This is a genomic window from Chitinophagales bacterium (assembly GCA_020635995.1).
In the GTDB taxonomy this organism is placed as follows: domain Bacteria; phylum Bacteroidota; class Bacteroidia; order Chitinophagales; family UBA8649; genus JAFMKE01.
This window is the reverse complement of record JACJYS010000010.1, coordinates 35,342-47,119: the sequence shown is the minus strand read 5'-3', so window position 1 is coordinate 47,119 and position 11,778 is coordinate 35,342. Positions and strand designations below refer to the sequence as shown.

The window sequence follows — 11,778 nt, the reverse complement described above, 5'->3', positions numbered from 1 at the left end:
ATGGGCAAGTTGAAAAAACCAAGCGGTATGAAACAAACAAGAGAACCACCTTGAAACTCAAGTTTTCAAAAAAAATTGGAGACCTGAACCAATCAAACGGTGGAGAACCTGAAAAGCCTCAAGAGTAAGACAAACAAAAAAATCAAAGTAAGATGAAATTAAGACAACTAAACGTTGCATTAGCAATTGGAGTTACAATCCTATTATCTGCCTGTGGCGGAAACACAATTAAAGAGAAAACCATTAAAGCGAGTGATATTGCAATTTCAGGAGATGGGAGTGAATATATCAAAGTAGTTGACGGTGAATACACAATGAAAACCGTTGACGATAAAGTGATTATTCCAATCAAACTTGAATTAACAAAATCAGTTGGAATAGAAAGTCCGAAAATGGGCAACCTTTCGCTTATTCCACTTGATAAATCGGGAGCAGCCGTTCCTGATATTGGATTAGACTTTTCACCTGCCACAATGAGTGATTGGGGTAAAGTTGAAGACCTATTAAGTTCAGAAGTAGGTAAAGTTGCGACAATTTCATTCGAATGGAGTTACTTTGCGAGTGAAGAAAAGCAAGCCCGAATTATGGAACAAACTGAAAATTTTGAAATAACCCGAGCAGATATTACCAGTAGTGCTTCTTCCTCTTCGTCTGTTAGTGAGACCGAATATGACAATGATGACGAAAATGTTGAAGAAACGGTTGCTTCAAGTGGTAGTGAAGATTGGGACGAAATGCTTGACGACTATGAAGAATATGTTGACGAGTATATCAAATTCTACAAAAAAGCTATGAAAGGCGACAATAGTGCAATGTCGGAATATCCAGCAATGATGGAAAAAGCGACTGCACTTCAACAAAGTATGGCTAAAGCTCAAAACAATAATGAATTGAGTGCAACGCAAATTCAGCGTATGATGAAAATTCAAACGAAAATGACCAACGCTGCATTGGAAATGCAAAATTAAAACTCAAACGAAGTGTGGCGGTTCCCGCCACACTTCGTTTTTTTTACTATGGATTATTTAGTTTATCACCCCAAACGAGAAATTTCCGAGATAGGAAACTTGAAAATTTATCACGATAGTTTTTCGGATAATCAAGACCCTTATTTATGGAACGACCAGTTTTTGCATTCCTTCTGCCACATTACTCAGTTAAGAGTTGAGCCAAAAAATATTTTGTTTTGGGTTTCAGGAGACACTTATCCAAATTTTACAAAATTATTGTGTGACTGTGTTTTTGTAGTCGACAGTAAGAAGTATTGGGAAAACGCAAACCAAATTCAACCAACGGACTTGATTGTAGATAACCAACAATCATTTGACCACCATTACAAATGGGTAAACCCACCGTTTAACCAGCATTTATTTAAAAGACGTAGGAGATACACATTAAAGGCTGACTGTGAAAAAAGCTTTCAACCCCAGACAGAAAACGGAGACCTGATTGACCTAATTCCCTTTTTTGAGCAACAAGGAATTTCGACAGATGTATTGATAAATTCAATTGCAAGAAACAAGAGCGGTAAAAAATCAATGAATTCAAGACCTTACAAATTGACACAAGAGCAATCTCAAAAATTATATGACTACTTGACTGAAAATTCAGAGATTAAAATAAAGGGAAAAGACATTAAATTCAAGCACCCGAACAGAAAAGAAAAAGAAAACTATGCCCATAACAACGGCTATAGCAAATGCGGGGTAAAGTGCTAATATGAAAGGGATTACATTAAATAAACTTCTCGTTAATCTGACAAGTTTGTGCCTTGAAATCCCGCACTTGCCATAGCCAAAACGTTAGTGGCAAGCTTTGAACAAAACGCTATGGAAAAACAAATTCTCAATGAGAATGTTAACCAAACAGACTTAATTCTGATTTTTGAAAAACTTGACGAATTAAATAATAGTCTGAACCAAACTGCTCTCGACATTTTCAAAAATGAAACAGATAGAAAATTACTTTCAAAACCAAGTCATTTAACATTTTCAATTGTACATAGAGCTATCGAATTGAATAGAGGATTTAAGTCATTATCAGAAACAAACAACTGGATAACTGCAATAAATTTATTAAGACTTCAAGCTGATAATTGTATGAGACTTTATGCTTTAAGCTTAGTGAAAGATAGATTAGATTTTTACACCAGAATTATAAACGGTGAACAAATAAGAAACATTAGAGACGGAGAAGGAAACAAAATGACAGACTTATATTTGTCGCAAAAATTAGATATATTATATCCAGGATTTAGAATGCTTTATGAAAATACAAGTGGTTTTATTCATTTTTCTAATGAACACTTGAATATTAACAACGACAGAATTATTGATGGAAATGATTTTATGATGTACATAAGAATTGCAGAAACAACAGAATTTTCAATTGCTGAAAAAGTTGATTTTGCTTTTAATATGTTTAAAGTAACAGAATACCTTTTTAAACTTTTAAATGGTTACAAATTAAGTATGGTAGAATTTATGAAAAAATTTGACAAGTAAGCCTGCCACTAACATCGTATATGTGCAAGAGCGGGTTTACGGCTAATTCAACATTTCGATTTCCTATGTCGCAAAAACCATTTTTTATTTGCATAAAAAATGTAAATTAGCAAAGAAAAAATGGTTTTGCTTAGGTCAGTACAAAATTGAAAGTTTCGGCTTTCTTTTTCGCTCCTGACACATATACGCAAACCGTTGTGGTGCTATGCAAGAAAACGGAAATCAAATTGAAAATTCTTATCTTTGAAGAAAGAATAAAAATTAAATGAAGCAAAGATTTTATTTTGATACTTCTGTTTTTGGTGGAGTTTTTGACTCGGAATTTGAAGAAGCGACACTTCAACTTTTTGAGAGGGTAAACCTTGGAAAAATAATTTGCGTTTATTCAAGTTTAACTGAAACTGAATTGACTAATGCACCAAAAAATGTACGGGAATATTTTAAAAAATTACCGAAAGAAAACAAAGAAAAAGTTGAGATAGATGATGAAGCAATCGCACTTGCTTCAAAATACATTGAAGAGAAAGTTGTCGGAAAAACGAGTTTTGACGACTGTTTGCACATTGCAACTGCAACACTGAACAAAGTTGACATTTTGGTTAGTTGGAATTTCAAACATATCGTAAATGTATACAAGATAAGAGGTTATAACTCTATCAATCTGAGAATGAATTATATATCATTAGAAATTAGGTCACCAAGAGAAATTTTAGAATATGAAGACTAAAGAAAAAAATAACGAAAAAGAGAAAGATTTTGACACCGTTAAAACTTTCCGAAAGATCAAGGACAAAATATCCGAAGATTTGTTTGGAAAAACTGCTGAACAAATCAAGGAATATTTGAGAAAAAATAGTTTAAAGTTAAACGCTGAATAAAAAAGCACAGCACACAACATTGTATAAGCGTAATGCGGGCGAAAGTGCTAAATTTGAACTTATGAACTATTAACAAACATATCGGTAAACTGAAAGTATCGGCTTCGTAACCCCGCACTACGCTTATACTTTACCGTCAGACTGTGCAATAACCTACACACCGTATTGTGGACAAGTTTACAAGAAAAAAAATATCTTGGGTATAAGGATATTATCTTTAAGGTATGCAATACCGACAAAAACAAGACAGATTTCAGTTGGAGGTTACCTGCTTAGACCAAATGGTAGCACCCGATAGTTTTGCCCGAGTAGTAGATGCCTTTGTAGATACGCTTGATGTTAAAGCACTCGGCTTTACCAACCATACGCTTAATATAGAAGGAAATATTCCCTATCACCCTACAGACTTAATTAAACTCTATCTTTACGGCTACAGAAATGGAATCCGTTCTTGTAGAAAACTGGCTCATGCTTGCATTACCAATATAGAAGTGATGTGGATGATTAGAAAACTATAACCCCATTTCAAAACCATATCCGACTTTAGAAAAGACAACTCCAAAGCCTCACACAACAAAATCAACTCCCTACATTTTGCTTAAAAAACTCTTAATTTTCAAAAAATATATTTACATTTGAAAAACATAGGTTTTGTGGGTTAATGCACAAACTCTCGTTGGGCACAATTTAAAAAAACAAAATATGACAGATACATATCCTTATATGGTCGCAAATGGGAAAATATCCCAAATTCTTGACAAATTAAGAAAGGCAGCAGAACCAACTAAATTTACACACGCTTTCCTAAAACAATTAGGTTTTGCAAGTACAAATGACAGAGCAATAATTCCTTTATTAAAAAAACTTGAATTTCTTAATGATGATAGTTCACCAACAGAAAAGTATAAGGATTTAAGAGATGCAACAAGATTTAGATATGTACTTGGAGAGCAAATCAGAGAGCTTTATAGTGATTTGTACGCCATTAACACCAAAATTCACGAGGCTAATGAAGATGAAATAAGAGGAGCAATAAGCAGAGTTACAGGAAAAGACGAAACGTCAGTTAACAGATTTTATGCAACTTATAAAACTTTAACAGATATAGCGGAATTTGAAGAGCCTATTATTGAAGAAAAGCCAAAAGTCGAACCTAAACAAGAAACAAAAAAAGAACAGCCTACTAAAGCTGACCCCAAAATACAAATGCCTGTTATTGGTTCACCTGATTTTCATTACAATATTCAAATTCATTTACCAGCGACTACAGATATTTCCGTTTATAATGCGATTTTCAAGAGTATTAAAGAAAATCTTATGTAATGAAAAACTCAAAAAAACTTAAGGAATTCATATTTAACGGACTTCTTCTTGATGACACATTGGACAAATTAGAAGATTCGGGGATTTCAGTAAGAGAAGGTCAGAAACTAAAAGGTGTTAGCAGAATTCAAGAGACAGATTTTAGTCCGAGAATTATTCATAATGCGACCAAAATGTCTTCTGTTTTCACAGTATTTTTTTGTTTAGAAAATGCTGTTAGAGAATTAATTCAAGAAAGACTAGCGGAACGCTATGGTCCAACTTGGTGGACTGATAAAATTCCTAACAAAATAAAGAATAGTGTTGAAAAATTAAAAGACAAAGAAAAATTTAACCGATATCACGCACAACGTTCAGCCATTAATATCGGATATACCTTTTTTGGGGAATTATGCCAAATCATTATTAATAATTGGGACGATTTTTCAGACTTATTCCCAGACCAGCATTGGATAAATTCAAGATTTAACGACCTTGAAATGTCACGTAATATTATTATGCATACAGGAATATTACCTGAAATAGAAATTGAAAGAATTGAAAGTATTTGTCGAGATTGGATAAGACAAGTAGGATAAAAAAACTGTGCCCAACAACTAAATTTTCGTTGCGTCCGAAGGACGTATAATGAAAACGCAGGTTGAACGAAACTGGTTGTTGTAGAATGGTTGATAAAAAGAATGTTCTATTGGGGATTTCGTAAAGCAGTTTGTTGCTTACACAACCGATTTAGAGCGGTTTTTTTCTTTTTAGAGCGGCAAATGTCTTTAGCACCCACCTATATGTTGAAAAATAAACTTAGCACATACAGTGCGTTTAGCTCCTTTTTATTTGTAACTTGAAACAGTTAAAATGGAAGATAAAGGCAAAAATATTATTAAGGGCAGAGGAGCTCAAATAAACACGGGAAATAAATTTCATAAAGCTCAATTAGAGAAATATTATGATGATTTTGCTACGGAAGAGGAAAAACAAGAGTATGCTAATGAGAATTTAGCTACACAGTTTATAAAAGTATATCCTAAAAGCATACTAAATAAGCCCAAAAGTCCCGATATTCCCGTAGGGTTTTCTATGAATCCTTACCAAGGGTGCGAGCATGGATGCGTATATTGCTACGCAAGAAACTCTCATGAATATTGGGATTATAGCGGTGGTTTAGATTTTGAACAGAAAATTTTATACAAACCTAATGCTCCTCAGCTTTTAGAAGAGAAACTAAAAAGTAAAAATTGGAAAGCAAGCTCTATAATGTTGGCAGGAAATACTGACTGCTACCAGCCTATAGAAAGGAAAATGGGAATTACCAGGAACATTCTTGAAGTGTTTTACAAATACAGACATCCTGTAGGCATTATTACCAAAAATGCTTTGATAACCAGAGATATAGATATTCTTCAAAAAATGGCTCAAGATAATTTAATAGTTGTTAGTTTTTCGTTAACTACTTTAAATCAAGAATTAAAAAGCAAGTTAGAACCCCGAACGGCATCTGTGCGAAATGCTTTGAGAACTATTAAACAGTTGTCAGATGCAGGCATACCTGTTAATGTGATGATGGCTCCAATAATTCCGGCTTTAAATAGCCCTGAAATATTAAAATTAGTAAAAACAGTAAGCGAGCATGGAGCTTTATCTGTAGGATATACCATGGTGCGGTTAAACGGCATGTTGGGACAGTTGTTTGAAGATTGGATACGCAAACACTACCCCATGAAAGCTGATAATGTGCTAAATAAAATAAGAGAATGTCATAATGGACAACTTAATGACAGTCGCTATGGCGTGCGTATGAGTGGCGATGGCAATATAGCTCAAATTATAGCCGACCAGTTTCAGCTGGCAAGGCAAAAATATTTAAAAGGAAAAGAACGTTTGCCTTTAAACTACAATTTGTACCAACAATATAAAACAGGACAAAGAGAGTTATTTTAGTATGTTAAATTTAGTATTCTTTTTCTCTATTCCACGGTAGCATAGCTATTCCCATTCTCATATAGCAGCGGTCTATAATAGAGGTTATAATTAATCCGGTGCTTAAAATAATGGGAATAATAATACCATATTTGATGCCTGCAAAATGTAAAATCAGAAATATGGCTAAAAGCATTCCAAGGGTCATTCTAAATTGTCTATCTACCGACCAACCTTTTACTTCTTTTGTTTTTTGCACATTTTGCATTTGGGTTTCAAGAAGTTTTGTGTTAGCAAAGCCATCATTTGCTAATTTGTTTTGTATTTGCGAAGCTCTTTTTCCACTTTCGCAAACTAAGTATATGTTTATGTCTTTAAATCCCGAATAATGATTTTTATCGTAATTAGTAGAAGGAAGATTTAAAGCACCTGGAATATGTTTTTCTTTAAACTCTGCCGGTTCTCTAACATCTACTATTATAGCTTTTCCAGCTATAAATTCAGTTTGTGCTATATGGTTGTTTATTGTTTTCATAGTTTTTTTAAATTATTTTACCTCACTGGGTAGTATGCCGTGGTGCATTTTAAAAGCTTTGGTAAATTGACTTAAATTGGTGTAACCTATTAAAAAACCAACTTCCGTTACAGAATGTTCCCTATGTACTAATAAATCCATAGCTTTTTCCATTCTGTTGTTTAAATAATATTGGTAGGGTGTTGTGCCAAAAACTTGTTTAAAAAGGCGTTTGTATTTAGATAAACTCATGCCTGCTTGCGTGGCTAAGGTTTCTACAGGAATACTCTCGTCTAATTGTTCATCTATATTGTTTCTTGTTTTCATTAGTTCTTGAAAATCATGATAGTGTATATTTTCCGGAATAACATTTTCGTGTTCTCTCTTGTTGAGTTTCACTACCATGTAATCTAATAACTGCAATGTGCTGGAAAACAACTTTAGTTTACTGGTTTTTTCTAAATCTAAATCATTTAATATGTTTTTAAAATTATAGTCTAAGCTTTCACTTAAATAAAAAGGTTTGTCAGATAAAAAAAGCTGTTCTAATTTATCGGTATTCTTTTCTTCTATAAGAGATTTTTTCAGCCATTGCCTTGTAAATCCTATATTCATAATTTTAATAGGCGTGTGGGCAGGTATTTCCATTTTTATTTCCGCTGTGGCAGCGTTCAGTAAAATACTTACATTGTTTAAGCCTAATTTAGCTGAATCCTTATTCTCATATATAATCTCTGAAGAGGATAAGTAAAAGTTTATAGCAAAGTAATTATTAGTTTCACTTGCTTCTCTAATTAATTTTAGTGGTTCATTTAATTCAAAGTTCATTTGTAGCACCCATAATCCTTCTTGTAGATTAATGTATTCAAACTTGCCTTTGCCTAATTTTTTGTCAAAAATAAAGTAATTGTTTTTTATGTAAGAGGGTATCTGCTTATGAAGTGTTTCGTACAGTAGCTTAGGTGGCATAAGTTGATGATGAATAGTATTCATTATAACAATGGGTGTTTTTAAGAACACTAAAAATAAACAATTAAGGGAAAATAAAAAAACGCAGGCTATAATTACCTGCGTTTTTTAGTCATTAGCATATAAATACTCGTGCCACGACTCCAAGTTGTGCACGAGTGCTATTTATTAATCAACTTTTAAAAAAGCTACTACTTCATTTCCTGCTGTATCATAAAATACAAGTTCTAAATTATCTCTTTTGTAAGTAGCTGTTTTGCTGATTGCCTTATTAAACGTATTTGCTGTTTCTATGTTTTTGCACATTTTGTTTTCTACGGCAATATTTCCAAAAACTAATTCATTAGCTGTTGCTTTATTAATTTTTCCTACATAGTTGTTGCACCCATTATTTCCCATTATTTGCATAGTATTTAGGTTTAATTCCATTTGAGGGGCTGTTGTCATTCTATTTATAGGATTGCCGTCTATTCTTACTGCTACCCAAATATCATGTAGATTTTTTTGTGCTTCGGAAGTGCTGTTTTTAAAAAATCTTAGTAGTTCTGTGTCGTTTTCAGCGTAAAAAATTAAAAAATCAGTGTCTATTTTGTAGGTACTTATAGCATTTAAAGCCACATTAAATTCAGCTTCTACATTTTTATTTATGCAAGCTCTTTCGGTTGTTGCTATGCTGTTTAATTCTATGCTGTTGTTTGTTACATTATTAATAAGAGCCGAATAATTATTACAACCATTGTTACCTCCAAAAGTTTTATTGCTTAAATCTATAGAAAGCGTAGGAACGGCAAGCATTTTATTTAAAGGAGCTCCATTTAATTTAGCTAAAGACCAGTTTCCGTTCAATTCGGTTCTCATGTCTTTTTGTTTGTCTAATACTTTAACTAATTTATATTGTATAGACGAAGCATCGGCAGGAACTTCACTTGGATTTAGTTCTGTTTCCTTAACCTCTATTTTTTGAAAATAGCCAGGTTCAAAAGTAAAACTGTCAATGGGAGCATAGAAATTTTCCCATGTAGCATTTTCTAATTTGGGGCTTTTACTTATGTTTAGCACTTCACTTTTTCCGGCACCTGAGTTTGCCGTAGTTTTATAGCCACTTACCCAAAAAATAGTGTTTTCACTTTCGGTAGATTTTTTTGATGAGGAGCATGATTGTAATACTAAAAGTACTATTAAGCTTGATACTATAAATTTAATTTTCATGATTTTAGTTTTTATTTATAGCACAAAGTTAAGGTGAGTAGAGTAGTGGGTTTTAACTCAATAAGTTCATATAGTAATTGAAAAAGGTTAACTTAACACACGTTCAAACATTAAACCCTGAAACATTAAACTTCAACCATTGAACAATAAAACGTTCAAACTAAATCAATCCTAATCTTTTCCCTAACTTTTTAAAAGTATCTACAATTTTTTCTAAGTGTTCCGGTTCGTGTGTAGCCATATAGCTGGTACGTAGCATTTGCATACCCGGAGGTGTGGCAGGAGAAATAAAAGCATTAACAAACACACCTTCATCATAAAGCATACGCCAAATTTTAAAGGTTTTTTCGTCATCGCCTATTATTACAGGCACAATGGCTGTTTCGCCATCTATTACATTAAAACCTGATTCTTTAAGTCCTTTTCTTACAAATTCAGTATTAGCACATACTTTTTGAGGTAGTTCGGGGTGAGCTTCTAAAACTTCTAATGCGGCTATGGCACTTGCCACCGATGCAGGCGTAGGCGAAGCACTAAAAATTAAAGCAGGAGATTTATGTTTTAAGTAGTTGATTACTCTTTCTTCGCCCACTACAAAACCGCCAATAGAAGCCAGTGTTTTGCTAAAAGTACACAATATTAAATCTACATCATTTTGCACGCCAAAATGATGAGCCGAGCCTTTTCCTTGTGGGCCTATAACACCAAAAGCATGAGCATCATCTACTACTAAATTGGCATTATATTTTTTTGCTAATTTGCTTATTTCTCCCACATTAGCTATTGAACCAAAAGTACTAAAAACACCATCGGTAGCTATTAATTTGGCATCTTCTAAAGGGAGTTTTGATAATCTTTTTTCTAAATCTTCAATATCATTATGTTTGTAGCGTACTACATTTATGTTAATACTTGAAGCCAGCATATTTCCGGCTACAATACTGGCGTGATTATCTTTATCTGATAAAATATGCTCTCCTCTGCCTACTAAAGGAGCAATAACGCCTTGCCCGGCTTGAAAACCCGTACTAAACAGCAAAGCAGCTTCTTTGCCCATAAATTTAGCTATGCGGTGTTCCATTTCTACATGCAAATCAATAGTGCCCGTAAGAAAACGAGAACCGGAACAAGACGTGCCGTATTTTTCAATGGCTTTTATAGCAGCTTCTTTTACATGAGGGTGCGTAGTAAGTCCTAAATAATTGTTAGAGCCTGCCATTATCACTTTTCTGCCCTCCATGGTTACCACTGGACCTTCGCTATCTTGTATTTCTCTAAAATAAGGATAAATACCTTGCTCTTTCACTTTCTCCGATCTATCAAATGCCTTACATTTATCTAAAATTGTCATTTAATTACAGCTTTAAAATTTCTTACAAAGGTAGTTTTTTCTTATCATTGTCTTTTCATTTACAAACAATATTATGTCCAAACCACAAAAAGTAGTACTAACAGGAGCCACCGGGTTTTTAGGGAGTCATTTAGCCGAGTATTTGGTAAACAAAGGCTATGATGTGCATTGTATTACAAGAAAATCAAGCAATTTGAAGTATGTTAAACACTTAGCACTTACTTTTCATGATTGTGGTTTAACTGATGTGAAAGCCCTTGAAAAAGCTTTTGAAAATGTGGATTATATTTTTCATTTGGCTGGCACGGTAGCCGCGTTAAACTTTAAAGATTATTTGTACGGAAATGTAGAATTGACCAAAAATGTGTTGCAAGCGGCTTTAAACGCCAATCAAAATTTAAAGAAAATAGTAGTAACCAGCAGTTTGGCAGTAGGTGGTCCTTGCACAAAAGATACGCCTATAGATGAAACAGGGAGTTTTAATGCCATTTCTTTATACGGAAAAGCAAAAGTGGAGCAGGAAAAAGTGTGTATGCAATATATGGATAAACTACCCATAACTATAGCACGCCCGAGTGTAATAAGTGGAGAGAGAGAAGCAGAACTGTATGAATTTATAAAAACCGTTAAGCAAGGTTTAGTGCCTTTAGTTGGGTTTAATAAAAAGTATTTGGGTATTATAAATGTAAAAGATTTAACGGAGGCTTTTTATCAAATGGCAATAACTGAAAAAACTGCGAGCGAAGCTTATTATTTAAGTTCTGAAGATATTATAGATTGGAAAACTTTTGGCGAGCTTTGTGCTAAGAAATTAAATAAAAAACCGTTGTTTTTGCACTTGCCCCATTTTATTATATACATAGCCGGCTTTTTTGCTTCCCTTGCAGGTAAATTAAGAGGCACAGCACCCACTTTTGATTTAGAAAAAGCCAAAGAAGGTGTGCAAGAAGCATGGATTTGCAAAGTAGATAAAGCCCAAAAAGATTTCGGTTTTAAACAAACCGTTTCCATTAAAGACGGAGTTGAACAAGCTATAGATTGGTATAAAAAAGAAGGATGGCTGTAAAGGGTATTTATATCGCTAATGAAGTTGTACGGTAACAACACTTGCCACAA

General features: G+C 33.6%; 14 protein-coding genes. 10 read left to right on the top strand and 4 right to left on the bottom strand.

Annotation, left to right across the window (positions count from 1 at the left end):
• Positions 1–152: 152 nt before the first annotated feature.
• From H6578_12125 to H6578_12085, 9 genes are all read left to right on the top strand, one after another.
• A complete protein-coding gene (locus H6578_12125) occupies positions 153–968 on the top strand; it encodes a hypothetical protein (GenBank protein MCB9227899.1) in 816 nt (271 codons plus the stop codon).
• Between the two features lie 48 nt (positions 969–1,016).
• Positions 1,017–1,718, top strand: a complete 702-nt coding sequence (locus tag H6578_12120) for a hypothetical protein (protein ID MCB9227898.1) — start codon at positions 1,017–1,019, stop codon at positions 1,716–1,718.
• 111 nt (positions 1,719–1,829) lie between these two features.
• Entirely contained in the window at positions 1,830–2,504 is a 675-nt protein-coding gene (locus H6578_12115; protein MCB9227897.1) for a hypothetical protein, read from the top strand.
• A gap of 265 nt (positions 2,505–2,769) precedes the next feature.
• On the top strand, positions 2,770–3,231 hold the full coding sequence (locus H6578_12110; protein MCB9227896.1) for a PIN domain-containing protein: 462 nt from the start codon (positions 2,770–2,772) through the stop codon (positions 3,229–3,231).
• Entirely contained in the window at positions 3,221–3,382 is a 162-nt protein-coding gene (locus tag H6578_12105; protein ID MCB9227895.1) for a hypothetical protein, read from the top strand. The genes H6578_12110 and H6578_12105 overlap by 11 nt, the downstream gene beginning before the upstream one ends.
• Before the next feature lie 224 nt (positions 3,383–3,606).
• Entirely contained in the window at positions 3,607–3,900 is a 294-nt protein-coding gene (locus tag H6578_12100) for a transposase (protein ID MCB9227894.1), read from the top strand.
• 184 nt (positions 3,901–4,084) lie between these two features.
• Positions 4,085–4,705 (top strand): DUF5343 domain-containing protein, encoded by a 621-nt coding sequence (locus H6578_12095; GenBank protein MCB9227893.1) that lies wholly within the window; start codon positions 4,085–4,087, stop codon positions 4,703–4,705.
• Positions 4,705–5,283 carry a hypothetical protein gene (locus H6578_12090; GenBank protein MCB9227892.1) on the top strand — a complete coding sequence of 193 codons (579 nt, stop codon included), beginning with the start codon at positions 4,705–4,707 and terminating at the stop codon, positions 5,281–5,283. The genes H6578_12095 and H6578_12090 overlap by 1 nt, the downstream gene beginning before the upstream one ends.
• 274 nt (positions 5,284–5,557) lie before the next feature.
• On the top strand, positions 5,558–6,640 hold the full coding sequence (locus H6578_12085; GenBank protein MCB9227891.1) for a PA0069 family radical SAM protein: 1,083 nt from the start codon (positions 5,558–5,560) through the stop codon (positions 6,638–6,640).
• Between the two features lie 10 nt (positions 6,641–6,650).
• Here H6578_12085 and H6578_12080 read toward each other — a convergent pair whose 3' ends face one another.
• The 4 genes from H6578_12080 to H6578_12065 all read right to left on the bottom strand — a co-directional run bounded on the left by H6578_12080 (position 6,651) and on the right by H6578_12065 (position 10,662).
• Entirely contained in the window at positions 6,651–7,154 is a 504-nt protein-coding gene (locus tag H6578_12080) for a rhodanese-like domain-containing protein (protein MCB9227890.1), read from the bottom strand.
• 12 nt (positions 7,155–7,166) lie between these two features.
• Entirely contained in the window at positions 7,167–8,126 is a 960-nt protein-coding gene (locus H6578_12075; protein MCB9227889.1) for a helix-turn-helix transcriptional regulator, read from the bottom strand.
• Positions 8,127–8,270: 144 nt separating this feature from the next.
• Positions 8,271–9,311 (bottom strand): META domain-containing protein, encoded by a 1,041-nt coding sequence (locus H6578_12070; protein ID MCB9227888.1) that lies wholly within the window; start codon positions 9,309–9,311, stop codon positions 8,271–8,273.
• Positions 9,312–9,471: 160 nt separating this feature from the next.
• Positions 9,472–10,662 (bottom strand): pyridoxal phosphate-dependent aminotransferase family protein, encoded by a 1,191-nt coding sequence (locus H6578_12065; GenBank protein MCB9227887.1) that lies wholly within the window; start codon positions 10,660–10,662, stop codon positions 9,472–9,474.
• Positions 10,663–10,735: 73 nt separating this feature from the next.
• On the opposite strand from H6578_12065, the gene H6578_12060 reads away from it, so the two are divergent.
• On the top strand, positions 10,736–11,728 hold the full coding sequence (locus H6578_12060; GenBank protein ID MCB9227886.1) for an NAD(P)-dependent oxidoreductase: 993 nt from the start codon (positions 10,736–10,738) through the stop codon (positions 11,726–11,728).
• The last annotated feature ends 50 nt before the right edge of the window (positions 11,729–11,778 follow it).

Coding starts and splice junctions, on each gene's coding strand:
- H6578_12125 (MCB9227899.1), top strand. CDS start 153: ATGAAATTAAGACAACTAAACGTTGCATTAGCAATTGGAGTTACAATC.
- H6578_12120 (MCB9227898.1), top strand. CDS start 1,017: ATGGATTATTTAGTTTATCACCCCAAACGAGAAATTTCCGAGATAGGA.
- H6578_12115 (MCB9227897.1), top strand. CDS start 1,830: ATGGAAAAACAAATTCTCAATGAGAATGTTAACCAAACAGACTTAATT.
- H6578_12110 (MCB9227896.1), top strand. CDS start 2,770: ATGAAGCAAAGATTTTATTTTGATACTTCTGTTTTTGGTGGAGTTTTT.
- H6578_12105 (MCB9227895.1), top strand. CDS start 3,221: ATGAAGACTAAAGAAAAAAATAACGAAAAAGAGAAAGATTTTGACACC.
- H6578_12100 (MCB9227894.1), top strand. CDS start 3,607: ATGCAATACCGACAAAAACAAGACAGATTTCAGTTGGAGGTTACCTGC.
- H6578_12095 (MCB9227893.1), top strand. CDS start 4,085: ATGACAGATACATATCCTTATATGGTCGCAAATGGGAAAATATCCCAA.
- H6578_12090 (MCB9227892.1), top strand. CDS start 4,705: ATGAAAAACTCAAAAAAACTTAAGGAATTCATATTTAACGGACTTCTT.
- H6578_12085 (MCB9227891.1), top strand. CDS start 5,558: ATGGAAGATAAAGGCAAAAATATTATTAAGGGCAGAGGAGCTCAAATA.
- H6578_12080 (MCB9227890.1), bottom strand. CDS start 7,154: ATGAAAACAATAAACAACCATATAGCACAAACTGAATTTATAGCTGGA.
- H6578_12075 (MCB9227889.1), bottom strand. CDS start 8,126: ATGAATACTATTCATCATCAACTTATGCCACCTAAGCTACTGTACGAA.
- H6578_12070 (MCB9227888.1), bottom strand. CDS start 9,311: ATGAAAATTAAATTTATAGTATCAAGCTTAATAGTACTTTTAGTATTA.
- H6578_12065 (MCB9227887.1), bottom strand. CDS start 10,662: ATGACAATTTTAGATAAATGTAAGGCATTTGATAGATCGGAGAAAGTG.
- H6578_12060 (MCB9227886.1), top strand. CDS start 10,736: ATGTCCAAACCACAAAAAGTAGTACTAACAGGAGCCACCGGGTTTTTA.